Source organism: Vibrio sp. H11 (assembly GCF_004804295.1).
Taxonomy (GTDB): Bacteria; Pseudomonadota; Gammaproteobacteria; order Enterobacterales; family Vibrionaceae; genus Vibrio; species Vibrio ostreae.
The window spans coordinates 242,959-262,449 of record NZ_SSHN01000001.1 but is presented as its reverse complement, the minus strand read 5'-3'; the positions used below and the strand labels follow the sequence as shown (position 1 = coordinate 262,449).

At 51.7% G+C, this 19,491-nt stretch carries 21 protein-coding genes; 3 read left to right on the top strand and 18 right to left on the bottom strand.

The annotated features are described in order from the left end of the window. Window positions 1-56: 56 nt before the first annotated feature. A complete protein-coding gene (locus E6C74_RS01365) occupies window positions 57-1,997 on the bottom strand; it encodes a DNA topoisomerase III (protein WP_136482637.1) in 1,941 nt (646 codons plus the stop codon). Window positions 1,998-2,096: 99 nt separating this feature from the next. Beyond that, window positions 2,097-2,432 carry a Grx4 family monothiol glutaredoxin gene (locus E6C74_RS01360; protein ID WP_136482635.1) on the bottom strand — a complete coding sequence of 112 codons (336 nt, stop codon included), beginning with the start codon at window positions 2,430-2,432 and terminating at the stop codon, window positions 2,097-2,099. 377 nt (window positions 2,433-2,809) lie between these two features. Between E6C74_RS01360 and sodB the strand changes: the two genes are divergently transcribed. The 3 genes from sodB to E6C74_RS01345 all read left to right on the top strand — a co-directional run bounded on the left by sodB (window position 2,810) and on the right by E6C74_RS01345 (window position 4,982). Further along, window positions 2,810-3,394, top strand: coding sequence for a superoxide dismutase [Fe] (gene sodB / locus E6C74_RS01355; protein WP_136482633.1), 585 nt, complete (start codon window positions 2,810-2,812; stop codon window positions 3,392-3,394). A gap of 153 nt (window positions 3,395-3,547) precedes the next feature. Then, window positions 3,548-4,051, top strand: a complete 504-nt coding sequence (locus E6C74_RS01350; RefSeq protein ID WP_136482631.1) for a VC2046/SO_2500 family protein — start codon at window positions 3,548-3,550, stop codon at window positions 4,049-4,051. Between the two features lie 262 nt (window positions 4,052-4,313). Further along, the gene (locus tag E6C74_RS01345) at window positions 4,314-4,982 is read left to right on the top strand and encodes an SDR family oxidoreductase (RefSeq protein WP_136482629.1); all 669 of its coding nucleotides are present in this window, start codon (window positions 4,314-4,316) and stop codon (window positions 4,980-4,982) included. 89 nt (window positions 4,983-5,071) lie between these two features. Here the strand turns inward: E6C74_RS01345 and E6C74_RS01340 are convergent, their stop codons facing one another. From E6C74_RS01340 to E6C74_RS01265, 16 genes are all read right to left on the bottom strand, one after another. Beyond that, a complete protein-coding gene (locus tag E6C74_RS01340) occupies window positions 5,072-5,827 on the bottom strand; it encodes a VacJ family lipoprotein (protein ID WP_136482627.1) in 756 nt (251 codons plus the stop codon). Between the two features lie 102 nt (window positions 5,828-5,929). Next, window positions 5,930-7,156: a c-type cytochrome biogenesis protein CcmI gene (gene ccmI, locus E6C74_RS01335; RefSeq protein ID WP_136482625.1), complete on the bottom strand. Its 1,227-nt coding sequence runs from the start codon at window positions 7,154-7,156 to the stop codon at window positions 5,930-5,932. Then, window positions 7,153-7,632 carry a cytochrome c-type biogenesis protein gene (locus tag E6C74_RS01330; protein ID WP_136482622.1) on the bottom strand — a complete coding sequence of 160 codons (480 nt, stop codon included), beginning with the start codon at window positions 7,630-7,632 and terminating at the stop codon, window positions 7,153-7,155. Before E6C74_RS01330 ends, ccmI begins: the two co-directional genes overlap by 4 nt. After that, window positions 7,629-8,183 carry a DsbE family thiol:disulfide interchange protein gene (locus E6C74_RS01325; protein ID WP_136482619.1) on the bottom strand — a complete coding sequence of 185 codons (555 nt, stop codon included), beginning with the start codon at window positions 8,181-8,183 and terminating at the stop codon, window positions 7,629-7,631. Before E6C74_RS01325 ends, E6C74_RS01330 begins: the two co-directional genes overlap by 4 nt. Before the next feature lie 3 nt (window positions 8,184-8,186). After that, a complete protein-coding gene (locus E6C74_RS01320) occupies window positions 8,187-10,142 on the bottom strand; it encodes a heme lyase CcmF/NrfE family subunit (RefSeq protein WP_136482617.1) in 1,956 nt (651 codons plus the stop codon). Continuing rightward, a complete protein-coding gene (ccmE, locus tag E6C74_RS01315) occupies window positions 10,139-10,621 on the bottom strand; it encodes a cytochrome c maturation protein CcmE (protein WP_136482615.1) in 483 nt (160 codons plus the stop codon). The genes E6C74_RS01320 and ccmE overlap by 4 nt, the downstream gene beginning before the upstream one ends. Further along, window positions 10,618-10,824 carry a heme exporter protein CcmD gene (gene ccmD / locus E6C74_RS01310; protein ID WP_136482613.1) on the bottom strand — a complete coding sequence of 69 codons (207 nt, stop codon included), beginning with the start codon at window positions 10,822-10,824 and terminating at the stop codon, window positions 10,618-10,620. Before ccmD ends, ccmE begins: the two co-directional genes overlap by 4 nt. 1 nt (window position 10,825) lies before the next feature. Continuing rightward, complete coding sequence (locus E6C74_RS01305) at window positions 10,826-11,578, bottom strand: heme ABC transporter permease (protein ID WP_136482611.1); 753 nt, start codon at window positions 11,576-11,578, stop codon at window positions 10,826-10,828. Window positions 11,579-11,661: 83 nt separating this feature from the next. Further along, on the bottom strand, window positions 11,662-12,330 hold the full coding sequence (ccmB, locus tag E6C74_RS01300; RefSeq protein ID WP_136482610.1) for a heme exporter protein CcmB: 669 nt from the start codon (window positions 12,328-12,330) through the stop codon (window positions 11,662-11,664). Further along, window positions 12,330-12,950, bottom strand: coding sequence for a cytochrome c biogenesis heme-transporting ATPase CcmA (ccmA, locus tag E6C74_RS01295; RefSeq protein WP_136482608.1), 621 nt, complete (start codon window positions 12,948-12,950; stop codon window positions 12,330-12,332). The genes ccmB and ccmA overlap by 1 nt, the downstream gene beginning before the upstream one ends. A 258-nt stretch (window positions 12,951-13,208) precedes the next feature. After that, entirely contained in the window at window positions 13,209-13,721 is a 513-nt protein-coding gene (locus E6C74_RS01290; RefSeq protein WP_136482606.1) for a DUF2802 domain-containing protein, read from the bottom strand. Further along, a complete protein-coding gene (locus E6C74_RS01285; protein ID WP_136482604.1) occupies window positions 13,721-14,215 on the bottom strand; it encodes a chemotaxis protein CheW in 495 nt (164 codons plus the stop codon). Before E6C74_RS01285 ends, E6C74_RS01290 begins: the two co-directional genes overlap by 1 nt. Window positions 14,216-14,252: 37 nt before the next feature. Further along, window positions 14,253-15,278, bottom strand: a complete 1,026-nt coding sequence (locus tag E6C74_RS01280) for a chemotaxis protein CheW (RefSeq protein ID WP_168796925.1) — start codon at window positions 15,276-15,278, stop codon at window positions 14,253-14,255. After that, window positions 15,271-16,047, bottom strand: a complete 777-nt coding sequence (locus E6C74_RS01275) for a ParA family protein (RefSeq protein ID WP_136482602.1) — start codon at window positions 16,045-16,047, stop codon at window positions 15,271-15,273. The genes E6C74_RS01280 and E6C74_RS01275 overlap by 8 nt, the downstream gene beginning before the upstream one ends. Window positions 16,048-16,056: 9 nt before the next feature. After that, window positions 16,057-17,190, bottom strand: coding sequence for a chemotaxis response regulator protein-glutamate methylesterase (locus tag E6C74_RS01270; RefSeq protein WP_136482600.1), 1,134 nt, complete (start codon window positions 17,188-17,190; stop codon window positions 16,057-16,059). Window positions 17,191-17,215: 25 nt separating this feature from the next. Then, complete coding sequence (locus E6C74_RS01265) at window positions 17,216-19,489, bottom strand: chemotaxis protein CheA (RefSeq protein ID WP_136482598.1); 2,274 nt, start codon at window positions 19,487-19,489, stop codon at window positions 17,216-17,218. Window positions 19,490-19,491: the final 2 nt, after the last annotated feature.

Sequence of the window (19,491 nt, the reverse complement as noted above, 5' to 3'; positions counted from 1 at the left end):
CAGGGCCTGTCCGGATCTCCCTCCGGGTGGGCCTTTCTTATTTGCCCGCTACCTTGTTACGCCTGGCCTTTCGGCTTCGTTTTAAAGCTGCGTCGTTTACGTTTAAACGTCGGCTTTTCAACCGCAGGTAACGCGCGCAGTGAGTCCGGAACCGGGCCGGTTTTCACCTGCTGCATCAGCGTTTCAATTTGTTGCTGCAATGCCTGCATAAACGGCTGATAAGCCTGGCCGCGTTCAGCCATAGCCTGCAACTGGTGCTCCCAGTGGGCCGTCATATCCGGATAGGTTGATTCTTGCGGTAAGGCATGAATCAGACCGCGTCCGGCCGCAGAGCTTTTAATCAACTTACCTTCGCGTTTGAGTAGCTGACGCTTGAATAAGGTATCAAGGATCCCGGCCCGGGTCGCCTCTGTCCCGAGCCCATCGGTATCACGCAGAATTTTCTTCAGCTCTTTATCGGCCACAAAGCGAGCGATCCCGGTCATGGCCTGCAGCAGAGACGCTTCGGTAAAATAACGCGGCGGCTCGGTTTTACGATCCTTAATTTCCCCTTCACGACAGGTCAGCACAGTGCCAACCGGCAACGGCGGAACGGTATCGACGCCTTCATCCTGCTCATCTTTGTGTCCGGTCAGGGCTTTCCAACCGGCGGAGAGCAACTGGCGCCCTTTGGCAATAAAGGTGCCACCGGCAATATCGAACACCAGTTTCGCTTCGGCGTAAAGCGCAGGCGGATAGAACTGAATCAGATACTGACGGGCAATCAGTTGGTAGACTTTCATTTCCTGAGCCGACAACGCATTGACGGATGCCTGCTTCGGCGTGGGAATAATCGCGTGGTGGGCATCCACCTTGGCATCATTCCAAGCTTTGGATTTGCGGCTTAAATCGGCACCACTCACCGCACTGGTCAGTTCACTGGCATTGTGTGCAATTGCCGCCGTCACCGCTCCTGCCTGGGCAAAATGCTCTTTGGGCAGGTAACGACAATCGGAACGCGGATAAGTAATCAGCTTATGTTTCTCGTACAACGCCTGACAGATGTCCAGTACCTGCTGGGCACTGAGATTAAACCGTTTCGCCGCATCAATCTGCAGCGCGGATAAGGAATAAGGCAACGGCGCTGACTGTTTGGTCTGATTCTGCTCGGATTCAAGCACCTTGGCTGGCTGGCCGGCAATCCGCCCGGCCACATTTTCCACCAGCTTACGGTTGAGCACCCGCCCTTCTTCATCCTGCCAGGGTTTGCACGCTTCACTCGGCTGCCAGCGCGCACGGATATCAAACGCCCCACTGCTGTCTTGGTAAGGGATCAACGCATCCAGGGTAAAGTAATCTTTCGGCACAAACTGCTCAATTTCTTCATCACGCCGCACCACCAGCCCTAACACCGGCGTTTGCACCCGACCGACCGACAACACGCCCTGATAACCCGCCTTCTGGCCGAGCAGGGTATAGGCACGGGACATATTCATCCCGTACAACCAGTCGGCGCGTGAACGTGCTAATGCCGAAACCGACAACGGAATAAACTCGCGGTTACTGCGCATCGATGACAGCGCTCTTTTTACTGCCGGTAAGTTCAAGTCGCTGATCAGCAGACGCTCCATCGTCTCTTTTTTGCCTTTGCTGACTTTGCAGTAATCAATCACCTCATCCACCAGCAACTGTCCTTCACGGTCCGGGTCGCCGGCATGAACGATCTGACTGGCGTCTTTCAGCAGTTTACGCACCACACTCAATTGCTTACTGGCTGATTTTCTCGCTCTCAGTTGCCACTGCTCGGGCACGATGGGCAGATCAGCCAGATTCCACTTCTTGTAGCGTTCATCATAAGCATCAGGCTCGACCTGTTCGAGCAGATGGCCAATACACCAGGTCACCACATCACCGTTGGCGCAGCGAATAAAACCTTGATCCTTTTTATGCGGTTTGGGTAATGCGTCGGCAATCGCTCTGCCTAAGCTGGGTTTTTCTGCAATAAATAAACGGCTCATAACCTGACGGACGACTAGAAAAAATTAAGGCCACATTATCGAATGTGGCCTTAGGAAATCAAGAAAAACTGTAGTTTTATACAGTGTTTTCGACGAATATCAGTCTTCGCTGCTCGCTGCGCGTGCGGCAGCTTCTTTGATCAGTGGCTGAAGTTCGCCCTTCTGGAACATCTCAATGATGATGTCACAACCACCAATCAGCTCGCCTTCAACCCACAGCTGCGGGAAAGTTGGCCATTGAGCGTAAACTGGCAGTTCAGCGCGGATGTCAGGATTTTGCAGGATATCAACGTAAGCAAATTTTTCACCACAAGCCATCAGAGCCTGAGATGCCTGAGAAGAGAAACCACAGCTAGGTAGCTTAGGTGAACCTTTCATGTACAGAAGGATCGCGTTCTCTGAAATTTGCTGTTTGATTTTATCGATGGTTTCCATTGCTTCCTCTTAATGGAGTTTAATTTTGATGAGCCACATTCTAAATCATTAATAGAGAATAAAAAGCCCATTATCATTATGGTTTCTGGCGCAGCTTTGTACAAACGGTAAAATTAACTTTCTGACTTGCCTTTATCGCAGAAGGCGCCTACTTTGCCAAGAGTCGGTTTACGCTCTGGATCCATTTACACTGTTGAATGATCGACTACTTGATCAATTGACCTGCGTGGCTGGATTAACGATTTTTCTCAAGATTGGGCTTTTAATAAAGTAAAAACTTGCTAAAATAGATCGCAAGTCAGTCGTATCGACGAAAATAAAAACACTGGAAGCAATCCGAAAGAGATAACTCTTTCAAATATATGGAGAATCGAGTAATGGCATTTGAACTACCAGCTCTTCCTTACGCAAAAGATGCACTGGAACCACACATCTCTGCAGAAACTCTGGACTACCACCACGGTAAACACCACAACACTTACGTGGTTAAGCTGAACGGTCTGATCCCAGGTACTGAGTTTGAAGGTAAAACTCTGGAAGAGATCATCAAAACGTCTACTGGCGGCGTGTTCAACAACGCAGCTCAGATCTGGAACCACACTTTCTACTGGCACTGCCTGTCTCCAAACGGCGGCGGCGAACCAACTGGCGCAGTAGCTGATGCTATCAACGCTGCATTTGGTTCTTTCGAAGAGTTCAAAGCGAAGTTCACTGAAGCAGCAATCAACAACTTCGGTTCTTCTTGGACTTGGCTGGTTAAGAAAGCGGACGGCTCTCTGGCTATCGAAAACACGTCTAACGCAGGCACTCCAATCACTGAAGCGGGTACGACTCCGCTGCTGACTGTTGACCTGTGGGAACACGCTTACTACATCGATTACCGCAACGTGCGTCCAGACTACATGAACGGTTTCTGGGCTCTGGTTAACTGGGAATTCGTAGCAGCGAACCTAGCGAAGTAATCGCAGCTTACTGATCCAGTAATCTTGCTTAAAGCCCGCTTTTGCGGGCTTTTTTGTGGGCTTTAATCACGAAATATATTGGTTTTTAAGCAAAAATTTGTCTAAAGCTTTGCTGACCGCTGCCGCTACATAGGGCATCAAGCGGAGAGCAGCATGCAAGTACACACCTTAGACAAAGCCGGTATTATTAACGAACTGCAGTTCGGCCGTGGCATCAGCCATGCCGTCGAGCAAGGACGTCGCGCCGACTTTTCTCTGCTGCTTGCGATGTTTTCAGCTGATGTGCGTGACAACACACCAGTCGAGCAGGTTGAACAACCGCTGACCAGCGATGATATTCTACGTAAACGCTTTGCCCTGCAGAACCCCCAGGCACTGCGTAATGATCAGAGTTCATACGCTATTTCAGCCCGTCAGGCGGACATGTTCCATCACGGCGGCCTGGCCAGTGCCAAACTTGCCCATTATCTGCAGCCGGAAGTACTGACCTATCTGCCTGAAGATACTCAGGATCTTCCTGAAGACGTTTACCTCAACCTATCTGGTCACGAACGGCGTCATCTGGCACAGAAAACGGCGCCAAGCCTTATCCCGGCGGATCTCTACCCGCAACTCAATACCGCCTGGCGTCAGGATCAGATTCACGCCCAGGTTTAATTACCTTGTGCCCGATACGATCACCTTATTGCAGATTTCATCCCCTTTTGACGCACCATGCTGCGATCCCGTCCTGGCGCCGGATGTAATTCGTTACGCCGCTACCGACACGGAGTGTGAATAAGTGCAAACATTTGATCATGATTAAGCCGCCACCCCGGGTTCTTTGACTTTATTCACATCGCTGCTGCATCTCTTCGGCCATCCTGAAACAACCTGTTCCACCGCCAAATCGATAATAACATTCAAAGGCAGGCTCAAGATGAATATTGGAAGTTCACTGGTGTTGATTACTTCAGCAAGCTCACTGCTTGGCGGTACACTGGCGCTGCATTTTGCCCGACTTGGCGCAAGCGTAGTGCTGTGTGATACCGATAGTGCCGGGCTGGAAGAGACTCGTAAGCGTTGTCAGGACATCAGCGGACATATTCGGGCCTATCCGTTAAGCGATTATGGCTTACCCAGTATTCAGGCCATGCTGGATGACATTGAACGGCATTATCAAACCGTACCGGATGTGCTGATCAACAACTGGCCCAACGCTGCGCTTCCTGCGTTAACCGACCACCAACCAACCGAGCGTTTTATCGAGAAACTGGCCTTGATGGCGGCGTCGATGTTCACGTTTGGTCAAGTCTGTTCGGAAAGAATGCGCAAACATAACACCAAAGGCGTCATCGTCAATGTGCTGTCCTACAACTCCCCCCAGGATATGCCGGGGATTGAAAACGCGACCTCGATGGTATCCGGCTTTACCCAGAGCTGGGCCAGAGATCTGACTCCGTTTAATATCCGGGTAGGCGGCGTGGTGCCGATGATTTCAGCCAACGACGAAACCGCCCACTGGGCTGAGGTCAATGATGAGCTGATTCGCAATACGGAATACATTGTCGCCAATGAGTATTTCAGTGGCCGGGTGATGTCAGCCTGAGCCTTTGTACGAGACCAGCAAACCAGTGAGCTTGATCCGAGGCAATAGCCGCCAAGATCGTGCTGCAGGCCGACACGGAAAGGGGCAAATCAGAAACCTTCGTCGAGGTAGTCGTCGAGATACTCTTCTTCTTCCGGATTATATTCAGGTTGTTCGATTTCGGCTTTGAAGTCACGGCGCTGCAGATAAACCTCGCGTGTCAGCGCATAAGGATCCGGAGAATTGTCCAGCATCGCTTCCTGCGACACCAGCGCAGCACGGTTTTCCATGCCTTGAATCGCCCATTTACCGATACTGGCCCAGATATTGAGATAAGATAACGGGGCATAAGTGCTGTCAACCAGATCGGTGGTTTCCCGCACGGTCAACGGACCATAACCCGGCGCCATCACATAAGGGCCGTTACCGACACCGTAATGTCCGACCGCATCACTGAACGCCTTCTCTTCATGCTTACTGATCCCGGCCTCAGACGCGATATCAATCAGGCCCAGCAGACCAAACGTGGAGTTGAGCCAGAAGCGGTTAAAATGATCGAGCGCTTTTTTACCATTACCCATCAACAGGTTGTTGATCATGCTGGCTGGCTCATCAAGGTTGGAGAGAAAGTTGGACAGGCCAGTGCGCACCGGTGAAGGTACATAATCAACATACGCCAGCGATACCGGACGTACCACGTACGGGTCAAGATAATCGTAGTTCACCGTCCACATGGCACGGTTAAATCCTTCCAGTGGATCATTTACGTCGGAGTCCGCGTTAGCGGCATCATCGGGCGCTGAACTGCACCCGACCAGAATCATCAATACGGATAGGGAAAAAATCCGTGTTAAACGGCTCAGCATCATCATAGTCCATAGCTAAAAGCCGATGATGTCATCGGCCTTTAATACATCAAATCAAGCAACTATACCCAAAAAGTAGCACATGGGTATACAGGTGGGTAATTAATACTGCTTATCAATCACAACTTCAACCGGTTGACCTAAATTAACCGCCTCACTCTCGCCAAACCAGTCGCCCTGTTTTGTTGCTACGTTACCATCACGGTCAACCCGGACCCGCACCATCAGCGAATCAAGATCAGACAGCTTACGCCCCTGAATCATGCTGTTGCTGTCATCAAGCACCACAGTACGCGGAAACTGACTCAGCGGATAACGGGCAGCCGCTACTGGCATCGGGGCGCCATCGGCGGTGTGTACCGATACAATCAACACTGCGTCAGCCGGCAAACTGACATTACCGCCGAGCGATATCGTCACCTGCACCGAATCCGCAGCGGCATCAGAACCTTGTCCCAGGCTGCGCTCTGCACTGGCAATACTGCGTGTCAGCATCTGGTAACGCGCGTCATTCGGACCTATCATCTGCTGCATACGACGCCAATAATCGATAGCCGCCTGATATTCCGCTCGTTCAAAGGCATCAAAAGCCAGCAATGAATAGACCCGTAAATCCACATAATCACGGCTGGCAAGGCGTTCTAACATCGTACGCGCCTGGTTCTGATCCATTTCATCATCAGACAGCATCAGGGCCTGGGCATACCCCAGTTGGATATCGCCATCCGTCGGTTCAAGGGCATAAGCATGTTTCATTGCACCAACCGCCGTCTGCATATCCCGGTTCGCCAGCCCTATCCGGCCGAGTAGCAACCAACCGGTCGAATCCTCTGGTTGATAGTATAGCCGAGTGCGCAGCGACAAGGTCAGGTCCTGCATCTCCTGGTCAGTCAGTTGCACGCCCTGTCCGGCAGGAGCCATCAGCTTACGGGTCAGATCCGGTAAATTAGCACTGATATTTTGCCACTGCTCGACTTTATCGTAATAACCAAACTTGGCATACAGACCATAACTCAGCACCACCACCACCAGCACGGAAGGTATCAGCACTGCCAGTGTCGACATCTGACGAGCTTCAACGGCCTTGCCTTGTTCGGGGATATCGTCCAGCAGAGACTGCTTCAAATCGGCAATAAGTTCGCTCTGATCGCCAACCAGACCTTCCTGGGTCTCTTCTTCCAGTTCACTGAGGCGGTCCTTGTAAAATGCTTTGTTCAGCTCGTCACGCAGGACAGTGTCATTATTCGCTTTGCGCTGGATAAGCGGTATGGCGATAAACACACAGGCAATCGTTACCAGGATAAGCGTCGCAATCCAGAATAAAGTCATTTGTGCTTATCTCCGTTTTCAGCTTCTTCCAGCAACGCCTTAAGGCGCGCTTCTTTAGCACTGTCCCATTGCTGCCCTTGGCCAGTGGTCGTTTTACTGCGACTGCGCACGACAATTACGCTAAAACCGATAGCCAGCACGGCCAGAGGACCAAGCCACAAAATAGCGGTACTGGCGGTAAATGGCGGGTTATAAGTGATAAAATCACCATAACGGGCGGTCATGTAGTCGATAATTTCCTGCTTGGACTGCCCTTGCTTAGTCATTTCGTACACTTTATGACGCAGGTCCTGAGCCAAAGCAGCATTCGAGTCTGCAATGGTATTGTTCTGACATTTCGGGCAACGCAGTGTATTACTCAGTTCCTGAAACTGGCTCTCCTGCTCCGGGCTGTCAAAATCATACACTTCGATTGCCGCCAAAGCTGAGGCAGAAACAATCAGGCTTGTCAGTATCGCGAGGATCCAACGTTTCATTGTTTCGCCTCCTGCAACAGTTTCTGATAAAGCGGCGCCAGGGTATCCTGCCAGTTGCGAGGATTGACATCGCCGACATGGCGGTAACGAATCACCCCGTTAGCATCAATCAGAAATGTCTCCGGCGCGCCGTACACACCCAGATCCAAACCCAACATACCATTACCATCAAACAGACTGATCAGGTATGGATTACCCAGATTGTTGAGCCATTTTACCGCTTTATCGCGCTGATCTTTGTAGTTCATACCGATAATTTTCACCCCCTGACCAGATAACTGGTTAAGGTACTGGTGCTCGGCATAACACGTCGGACACCAGGTTGCCCAGACATTGAGCAGCAGCGGCTCGCCTTTAAATATCGACTGATCATACAGTTTGCCGGGCTCAGCCAGATCCTCGAGACGGAAAGTTGGCACCTTCTTCCCTACCAACACTGACTCAAGCTTGGTCGGATCATCCCCTTCCGAGTTTCTGAACAATTGAGTGGCAAACACGGCTGCCAGAATCAGAAATGCCAGCAGCGGAATAAACAGAATCTTCTTATTCATGCCTTATGCCTCCTGTGCCGATGTCTTTCTGAAACGGTAGCGCTTATCACTAATGGCCAGCAATCCGCCAATCGCCATCAAAAGACCACCCGCCCAAATCCAGCGAACAAACGGTTTGTAGTAAATGCGTACCGCCCAGGAATGATTGTCATCCAGACGTTCGCCCATCGCGATATACAGGTCGCGCGTCAGGCCGCGATCAATCGCCGCTTCGGTCATCATAGAGCGCGCCGTACGATAGAAACGCTTCTCTGCGTGCATGGTGTTGAGGTACTTACCTTGCTGAGTGACCTCAAAATCGGCAATATAACCATCGTAGTTAGGGCCATCTTTATCACGCAGCCCTTTAAAGTAGAACTCGTAATCATGCAGCTGGAAACGTTCACCAGGCGCCAGGCGCACATCACGTTCAATGCTGTAGTTCTGCACCATCGCGATACCGATAATCGTCACCGCCAGCCCCAGGTGGGCCAACATCATCGCCCAGTGGCTGCGTTGCAATTTACCCAGACCGGTCAGGAAGCCGTGACGATGAGTCGCACGTTCATACAGCTCCACCGCGTGCAGGCACACAATCCATAACGCCATTACCCAGCCCATATAGGCCATGGCACTGAAATGCAGCATGGTCGTGTCAACGACTATCGCCCCAAGCAGCAGGGAGATCAGGCCGGAAATCACCATAGGTTTGATAAGTTTACTCAGGTTGTCACGCTTCCAGCGAATCAGCGGACCAATACCGAGCAGAAACGCGAACGGCACCATCAACCAGGCAAACAGCGAGTTAAAGAATGGCGCGCCGATAGAAACCGAGCCCAGCCCAAGCTGTTTATGCACCAACGGCAGCAGAGTACCAACCAGAACCACCACCAGGGCCGCGATCAGTAATACGTTATTGGCCAGCAGGGCATTCTCTCGCGATACCAGCTCAAAGTTGCCTCGCACCCGTACTGATGCGCCTTTGAGCGCAAACAGCAGCAGCGAGCCGCCAATCACAATCACCAGAAAGGCCAGGATAAAGATGCCGCGCGCCGGGTCGGACGCAAATGCGTGCACCGAAACCAGAATTCCTGAGCGCACCAGAAACGTACCGAGCAGACTCAGTGAGAACGCTGAAATCGCCAGTAACACGGTCCAGGCCTTAAACGTGCCGCGCTTTTCGGTCACCGCCAGTGAGTGAATTAAAGCGGTACCAGCCAGCCAAGGCATAAAGGATGCGTTTTCGACCGGATCCCAGAACCACCAGCCGCCCCAGCCCAGTTCGTAATAAGCCCACCATGAACCCAGTACAATGCCGACAGTCAGGAACAGCCAAGCCGCCGTCGTCCACGGACGCGACCAGCGCGCCCATGCCGTGTCCAGACGTCCGGTCATCAATGATGCAATCGCAAAAGAAAACGCCACCGAGAAACCGACATAGCCCATATACAACATAGGCGGATGGATAATCAGCCCCGGGTCCTGCAGCAGCGGATTGAGGTCGCGGCCATCGATCGGGAAGTATGGCAGAGTGCGAGTGAACGGGTTCGATGTCACGATGATAAACAGCAGGAAACCGACGCTGATCATACCCATCACGGACAGTACCCGTGCAACCGACTCTTGCGGCATGCCGCGACTAAGGGTGGCCACAGCCAGAGTCCAGCCAGCCTGAATCAGCACCCACAGCAGCAACGAGCCCTCGTGGGCACCCCAGACAGCAGTCAGACGGTAATACCAAGGCAGCTGACTGTTGGAATTACTGGCCACATACTGCACGGTAAAATCGTTGCTGTAGAAGGCCCACATCAGGATGCCGAACGACAACGCCAGCATAGTGAACATGCCCAGCGACAGAGGGCGCGCCGCATTCATCAGAGTCGCGTTGTTTTTGGCAGCGCCGATCAAAGGCAATATACTGAGCAGTAACGCCAGCGCCAGTGCCAGGATTAGGGCAAAATGTCCTATCTCTGCAATCATTGCGCACTCCCTTGTATCTGTTGCTCAGAATAATTCATCGGAGAATGGTTTTTCTGCATCGCTTCAGCAATTTCCGGCGGCATATACTCTTCATCGTGCTTAGCCAGAACTTCGAATGCTTCAACGGTAGTGGCGTCTTTCAGCACCCCCTGAGCAACAATACCCTGCCCTTCACGGAACAGGTCCGGCAGAATGCCGTCGTAAAGAATGGTCACGGTCGGCCCGGTATCACGCAGCAAAAAGCTGACTTTTAACGAGTCAGAATCGCGTTTCACCGAACCTTTCTGTACCATACCACCAATACGCAGTCGCTGGCCGACTTCCGGTTTCTTCCCGCTTTTACCGTTTACCAGCTCAGTCGGAGTATAAAACAGGTCCATATTCTGGTTCAGTGCGTACAAAATCAAACCAATCGTCGCACCGAGACCAATCAGAATGGCCAGCACAATACCGAGGCGCTTTTTTCGTCTTGGGTTCATAGTGTGTTCTCCATATTTTTTGCCGCATCAATCCGAGCCTGACGCGCGATTTTGGCCTCGACCTGCTTAAGCAGCGTCCGGCTGCGACGAACACTCGCCACCCACAAAATTAACAATGAAACAAAAGTGATACCAAAGGCGCTCCACACATAACCTGCGTAGCCTCCCATGGCAAAAAAGTCACCGATTGAGTCAAAATACATCTCATTGCCCCCCGAGCATTTTGCTGGTTGCCAGCTGGATCACCCATGGACGGTGACTCTCTTTACTGATGATCTCGTTCCGGGTACGAATCATCGCCAGAGCAGCGAACAAGAAAGCAAACCCAAAAATATTTAACAGCAACGGCCACAACATGTCGTTGGAAATGGATGGCTTGGCAAATTTGGTGATAGTGGCCCCCTGATGCAGGGTATTCCACCACTCGACAGAAAAGTGAATAATGGGCAGGTTGATGACCCCGACAATAGCCAGAATACCGGCGGCTTTTGCGGCCGTTTTCTGGTCATCAAACGCATGATACAAGGCGATGACACCCAGATAGAGGAACAGTAGAATCAGTTCGGACGTCAGACGAGCGTCCCATACCCACCAGGCGCCCCACATCGGCTTGCCCCACACCGCACCAGTGATCAGCGCGATAAAGGTATATACCGCACCAATAGGCGCCATCGCTGAAGCGGCCATGTCGGACAATTTCACCTGCCAAACCAGGCCGATAAAGGCCGCAATCGCCATCGACATATACACCCCCATCGACCAGATCGCCGCGGGAACATGAATATAAATAATTCGAAAACTATCGCCCTGCTGGTAGTCAGCCGGCGCAAAAGCCAGTCCCCAAACGGTACCGGCAGCCAGACATAACAGCGCTAAAATCACAAACCACGGCTGCAATTTACCGCATAAACGGTAAGCAGCTTCTGGTTTGGCATAGGGATGGAGCCATTTCCACATTGTTCTTTCTCACTTTGCTTCCGACACCGAATCTGTCTTGTCCGGTTTGCCAGTATGTCACGGATACAGCAGTCCGCAATCTGTCAATTGACGCTCACTCTGAGTGCTGCACTGATCGCAAATGGGGTCAGGGTCAGTGCCCCCATAAACATGGCAGCCATAATGGCCAATTGTCCGTTAAACGCCATCCCCAGCGAAGCAGCATCGATCGCTGAAGTGGCAAAAATTAAAATTGGAATATACAGCGGCAGCACCAGCAGGCTCAGCAGCACCCCACCTTTTTGCAGCCCGACGGTCAGCGCCACGCCTATAGCACCAATAAAGCTGAGGGTTGGAGTCCCCAACAGCAACGTCAATACCACGGCCAGCCAGGTATCCAAATCCAGAGACAGCAAAATCGCCAGCAGCGGACTAATCAGAATAAGCGGGACACCGGTTAACAACCAGTGCGCCAATACTTTAGAAATGACGACCACAGGTAACGGAACCGGCATCAGCATCATCTGCTCCAGTGAACCATCCTGAAAATCATCACGAAACAGACGCTCGAGCGAGAGCAGAGCAGACAGCAGCGCCGCCACCCAGACAATACCCGGTGCAATACGTGATAACAGCCCGGGCTCAGGACCTATGCTCAGCGGAAACAGGGTGATCACTATGATAAAAAACCACAGCGGATTAAAAATATCCGCCTGACGCCTAAACGCAATCAGCAGTTCACGCCGGATCACCGTGCCCATAGTTGAGAACATCAGGCATCCCCCAGTTTAATTTTACGCAGCTTGGGATTATCGGCAAACATATCCTGGTGAGTGGTCAGAACCACGATACCGCCTTGCTCAGCGTGTTTAAGAAACAACGCTTCCAACACTTTGGCACCTTGCTTGTCAATCGCAGTCAAGGGTTCATCCAGAATCCACAGTTTTTTCCGGCTGAGCCATAGTCTCGCCAACGCAACCCGTCGCTGCTGTCCGGCAGAAAGATGTGCCACCGGCACATCTTCTCGTCCCGCCAGCCCTACCTGGGTCAGCGCCTGATAGAGATCTTCACCTACTGCCGACCCGGCGTGGACTGACTGATAAAAACGCAAATTTTCCAATGCGGTTAACTCACGTTTAATCCCGGTCTGATGACCAAGAAACAGTAAGTCCTGATGATAACTGTCACGATCCGCTTCGATATTGACTTGGTTCCAATGGATAGTACCTTCATCACGATCACCAAGGCCGGTGATGATGCGCAGTAATGTCGTCTTACCCGTACCGTTACGTCCTTCGATCTGCACCAGTTCACCGGATTGAATGGTAAAAGACAATCCTTCAAACAGCGCTCTATCATCACGAATTGCGGTGAGGCTTTTTACATCCAGCATGGGCTTCTGTATCACTATTTTGGGGCGTCTATATTACCACACCCAGAAAGAGACTAAATAGACCAAGGGTATTTCGAATCACGAAACTAGGTAAGAAACTGTTAAATTTTAACAGCTTCTTACACCAACTAACCCTAAGGTATTAAGCGCATACCCTGTCATAGCCCAATAAAAAAAGGAAGCCTTATGCTTCCTTATTAAGTTTGCGCCCGAGCCTATTGATAAGCTGAATTATTATGCTCAAATCAGCAGCAGATATCAGTTGCGCCGGACCGGTTTACGCGCGCTACGCTGCTGATTACCGGCAGACGAGCGCTGTTCCGGATCACTGCTTAACGGCGGAATAGCCTCACGACCTGACATTTTTTTCTGCAATGACAGCATCAACTCCGCTTCGGCCTTGGGCAGTTCACACTCTTCGATCAGCTCGTTAATATCTGCGCCCAACTTGACCATTTTCGAGGCGCGGCTGTACATCCGCCCGTCGGTATCGGCATTTTCGAGCTCTTTTAACCGTTCACTCAGATGTAAAATAATATCTTGTTGCTCGGAAACCTGCTGACCCAGCCCTACCATCACCGAACGCACTTCCAACGCTTGTTTATTGGCTTTTTGCAGTTCTTTATCAAGATGGCGGATTTGCTGGCGCAGCATATCGGAATGACGCCGTTGAGAGCGACGTACCATCAGCAATGCGAGCAAGAGCAGAACGAATAGAATAGCGCCGCCAGCAGCAAGTACGGACGGCGTTAAGCTGACCCAATCACTCATTACAGATGAGCCATTTCATCCCATTCTTCATCGCTAAGCAGCTTGTTCAGATCCACCAGAATCAGCAGCTTACCATCACGGTTGCTGACACCCTGAATGAACTTAGAACTTTCGTCTGTGCCGACACTTGGTGTGGTGTCAATTTCAGATGAACGCAGGTATACCACTTCCGCCACGCTATCAACCAGAATACCAATCACCTGGCGCTCTGATTCAATCACAATGATACGGGTGTTATCTGTCGCCTCACCTTGCATCAAACCAAATCGGGAGCGAGTATCGATAACGGTGACAACATTACCACGCAGGTTGATGATACCCAGCACGTAATCCGGAGCACCGGGAACCGGAGCAATTTCGGTATAACGCAGAACTTCACGCACCTGCATTACATTGATGCCATAGGTTTCTTCTTCTAGCTGGAACGTCACCCACTGCAGCACTTCGTCGTTAGAGTGTTCTTTTCGCACTTCAACTTCGTTAGTTTGAGACATACCTTTTCCTCTTATAGTCGTTCCCGACAAATATGTATTATTTATCCAGTGCTTTTACATCAAGACCAGCGTTTAGCATAGCGATCAATGCCTCAACATGGATCAAGGCGCACATTTTTTCTTTCACCATTCCGGCAAGCCAGGGGCGTTTACCCACCTGTTCCCGCCAGCGAACTTTGTCACTGTTAAGCAATTCCGTGCCTAAGAGTTTAGTACATGCTAATCCCCAGTGGCTTTCACCAAGCATCACAATGTACTGATAATGTTCTTTATGACTGTCGTCTCGCAGTTTTTCTGCCATGACCCACTTTGCGGTATCAACCACATCCAGCTGAGTATCACGATTGGTCTGTAACCCCAGGTACCAGACCGGTCGTCCGATCAAGTGGTTCAGGCTGCCTTTCTGATGAATACCGCCCAGTTCATCGAGCGGAACCGCAAAGGTCACACCATTGACATCAAAATAGAGCACCTGAAAATTTTCATTGCGTACCGGGCTGTCCCAGTGACCAAGAGATCCGCCACCCGCTTGAGTTGCGGGCTCTGGCATCGGGTCTGCTGTCACTTCAGCCTGTGGCTGTGCCACCTCTGCGATGGGCTCAGTGACGCTGATGTCCGGCTCAGCCAAATCCTGTAACTCTTGTAAAGCAACGCTATCTGGCAGCTCTGCTTCGCTGTGCAGTTCCGGTTCAAGATCCCATTCCTGAATTTCGTCCACGTCAGCCGGTGTCGCCACCACCTCATGCACTGCGATATCAAGCGTGTTCTGTTCCATGACCTGTTCGAGATCAAGTTCAGCGACCGGATTACTGTTTTCCAGTTGACTGAGCAAACGCTGGACGTCATTCAGGTTGGGTAACTCGATTTCGTCCAGCTCTTGCTCAAAGAAATTCTGTTGCACCGCAGCAGCTATCTGCGGCGCAGGTTTTAACTCTGGTGCTCGTTCTGGCTCTGGCTCTGGCTCAGGCTCTGGAAGCAGCTCGTCATCGCCCAGCTCTTCATCAAGCAAAGCATTGAAATAATCGTCTAAAGCCTGTTCACTCGACAGCAAAGGATTACTCATCGATGGCGAGCCTCTCTAAGAACAACAATAACTGCTTATAGGCAAATACTCCGCGGCTGCCTTCGGCAAAGTGCGAAGCTGGTAAACGTTTCAGGCTGGCATCACGAAACTTGGTATCAATCGGTACCGCTGATGTCCAGACCTGATCCGGGTAATCTTTTTTCAACTGGTTAAGCGTCTGCAATGATGCCCGGGTGCGCTTGTCATACATGGTCGGCACTATGGTGACTTTAAACGAGCGACTGCGCGACTTTTGCATAATCGCCAGTGTGCGCACCATGCGCTCCAGACCTTTCATCGCCAGAAACTCGGTCTGCACCGGGATCAAAATACGATCGCTGGCAGCCAAAGCGTTGACCATCATGACCCCCAGGATCGGAGGGCAGTCAATCAGCACATAATCGTAGCGCTGACGAAGGGCCAGCAACGCCCGTTTCAGAATCAGCCCCATGCCGCTGCGGTTACCCATTACCCGGTCCAAAGTAGCCAAAGACATATGAGCCGGAATAATATCTATCCCTTCCACATCGGTTTTCAGGATCAGCGGTTCAACGCTCTGTTCGGTATACTCACGCAACTGAAACAGGTCAAACAGGCTGGCGGGCACACCATCGGAATCATAACCAAGATACGTGGTCAGGGATGCGTGCGGATCGGTATCCACCAATAACACGCGCTTGCCCTGTTTACTTAACAAACCTGCCAGTGTAATGGTCGTGGTGGTTTTCCCCACTCCGCCTTTCTGGTTTGCTACACTCCAAACGATCATGCGCAATCCTCAGGCCAGACCAACTTCGACCAGCATTCGCTCAGCGATACGGTCTAACGGTAAATCTTCGGATGAAATACCGGCTTTGGCGACCGCTTGCGGCATACCGTAGACAACACAACTTTCTTCGTCCTGTGCCCAGATGGTCGCGCCTGCGTTCTTAAGCATACGTGCGCCTTCACGGCCATCGGCCCCCATACCGGTCAGCACCATCGACAGCACTTTATCGCTGAAAACTTTCGATGCCGAGCCAAAGGTAACATCAACACAAGGCTTGTAATTCATCCGGTCTCCGCCATCAAGAATCCGCAGCTTAGCTGCACCGGGACGTCCTTCCACCATCATCTGTTTACCGCCTGGCGCAAGATAAGCCACACCAGGACGCAGTACATCACCGTCTTCCGCTTCTTTTACCTGAATTTTACACAGAGAATTGAGGCGGCTGGCAAAAGCGGCGGTGAAGGTTGCCGGCATGTGCTGAATCAAAACTATCGGGTGCGGATAATTGACAGGCAATTTAGTCAAAATCTTCTGCAGTGCAACCGGACCACCGGTTGAGGTACCAATGGCGGTCAACTGATATTTTTTACCCGTTGCCTTAAAGCGTGCCGATACAGAAACAGGTCGACTGTGACTCAGATTGCCCGTCGACAGGCTACTGCGCTGTAGTGGCGATGCCGTCGGACTGGTCGCCGCCGGCGTCACTGGCTCGGACCGGGCAACCACCGGACGGCGCATGAACGCCTTTTTGCTCGCAATCTGCAGTACCCGTTGCTGCAGCAATGTCACCGCTTCATCACGGTTACGGGCTATGTCTTCAAACTTTTTCGGTAAGAAATCCAGCGCGCCGGAATCCAGCGCATCCAGGGTCGCCTTAGCGCCATCATGCGTCAGCGATGAAAACATCAAAATCGGGGTCGGTGTACTGGCCATGATCTCACGCACAGCCGTAATGCCGTCCATCACCGGCATCTCGACATCCATGGTGATCACGTCCGGCTTAAGGCGCTGGACTTTCTCCACCGCTTCACGCCCGTTTGTCGCTACATCAATCACTTCCAAGCGCGGCTCAGAGTTGATGATTTCGCTAACACGACGTCTGAAAAAACTCGAATCATCAACAACTAATACTCTAATCGCCATAGTTATCCTTATTGTTTAAGGTCAATCAGATTCGTGATGCAGCCGCGTACTGCTTCAACAAATCCGGCACATCAAGAATCAGTGCGATATGGCCATCACTGGTGATCGTCGCGCCAGCCATGCCCGGTGTCCCCTGCAGCAGTTTATCAAGTGGTTTAATCACCACCTCTTCCTGGCCAATCAGAGTATCAACCACAAAACCGACACGCTGATTGCCCAACTGGACAATAACCACATGGCCATGGCCTTTACGAGCTTCGACTCTGCCGGCTTGCGGAGCCAACCAGTTTTGCAAATAAAACAGCGGGATAGACTTATCACGGACGATAATGGTCAATTGACCATCAACCACGTTAGTACGACTTAAATCGAGGTGGAAGATTTCACTGACACTTGCCAGCGGCAATGCAAACGGATAACCGGCCACACCCACCATCAGGGTTGGCAGAATAGCCAACGTCAGAGGCACTTTAATGGTGATCTTGGTTCCTTTACCCATTTCCGAATCGATATCAATCATACCGTTCAGGGTATTAATCGCCGTTTTCACCACGTCCATACCGACGCCACGTCCCGAAATATCGGAGATCTTCTCTTTACTGGAGAAACCAGGCATGAAAATCAGATTGAAGCACTCTTTGCTGGTGAGACGCGAAGCGGCATCCTCATCCATCATGCCGCGTTTAACGGCAATACTACGCAGTTTATTCGGGTCCATACCGCCGCCGTCGTCGACGATAGACAGTTCAATATGGTCGCCTTCCTGCGATGCAGACAGAATCACTTTACCGGTGCGCGGCTTACCCGCTTTTACCCGGTCTTCCGGCATTTCAATCCCGTGGTCAACCGAGTTACGCACCAAGTGGATCAGCGGATCCGCCAGCGCCTCAACCAGGTTTTTATCCAGGTCGGTCTCTTCACCGCGCATCTCCAGCACGATGTCTTTTTTCAGGCTGCGAGCCAAATCACGTACCACGCGCGGGAAACGACCGAACACTTTCTTGATCGGCTGCATGCGCGTTTTCATCACCGCGCCTTGCAGATCGGCGGTCACCACATCCAGGTTAGAGACGGCTTTCGACAAATCTTCGTCATTACTGTTCAGACCCAGGCTGAGTAGACGGTTACGAACCAGAACCAGTTCACCGACCATGTTCATAATGGTATCCAGTGTCGACGTATCAACACGAACGGTGGCTTCTGCCTGCGTTTTCTTAGCAGCGCCGCCCGCAGCAACTTCACGTTTCTCTGCCGGTTCTTCAATCACTTTAGGCGCTGGCGCGGCAGCGGCCGGCGCCGCCTTCGGTGTTTGCGCTTGCGAAGCTTTTGCAGCTGGCGCAGCGGCAGGCTTGGCCGTTGGCGCTTTCGCCGCAGGCTGCAGGTTTTCACTGGCTGGGCGCGTCGCCATGTCGAGCTCTTCGATAGACGGGCCTTTGCCTGCACCATGCAGTTCATCAAGCAGCTTTTCAAACTCTTCGTCGCTCATCAGGTCGCTGTCAGAAGACGAAGCCGAAGAGGCCGGCGCTTTCGCAGTAGGTGCAGCCGCAGACTCACTCTCTTTGCCAGGTGCGCCACCTTTACCATGCAGCTCATCGAGAAGACGTTCGAACTCGTCATCTGTGATATCACCGTCCGCTTGGCTGTTGGTCGACGCTGCAGTCGGGGCAGGACTTACGGCGGCAGGTGCGGCCGCTTTAGCGCCTGGAGCAGCACCTTTGCCATGCAGCTCATCCAGCAACTTTTCAAATTCATCCTGAGTAATGTCATCGATCGAATCGGCAGCCAGCGCACTACGGGTAGCAGGCTCGGCCACAGCATCGTCCATCACAGGCTCATCTTCCGCGACCGGCTCTTCTTCAACACTGACTTCAGCCACCTCGGCTTGCGCTGAGATGTCTTCGTCCTGCGACTCCGGTTTGCATAAATGATGGAGCTCTTCCAGCAGCTCAGGGTCAGCAGCTACCAGTGGTTCACGATCTTGTACCGCACGAAACTGTTCATTGACGGTATCCAATGCACGAAGCATTGTATCCATCAGACCGGCTGTTACAGAGCGCTGTCCGTTACGCAAAATATCGAACACGTTTTCTGCGCCATGGCAGGTCTCAACCAGTTCCGTCAGCGCTAAGAAACCCGCACCACCTTTGACGGTATGAAAACCGCGGAAAATTGCGTTTAAAAGATCGCGGTCTTCCGGATTATTCTCAAGTTCAACCAACTGTTCGGACAGCAAATCGAGAATTTCGCCAGCCTCAACCAGAAAGTCCTGAAGAATATCTTCGTCTAAATCGTAGCTCATAC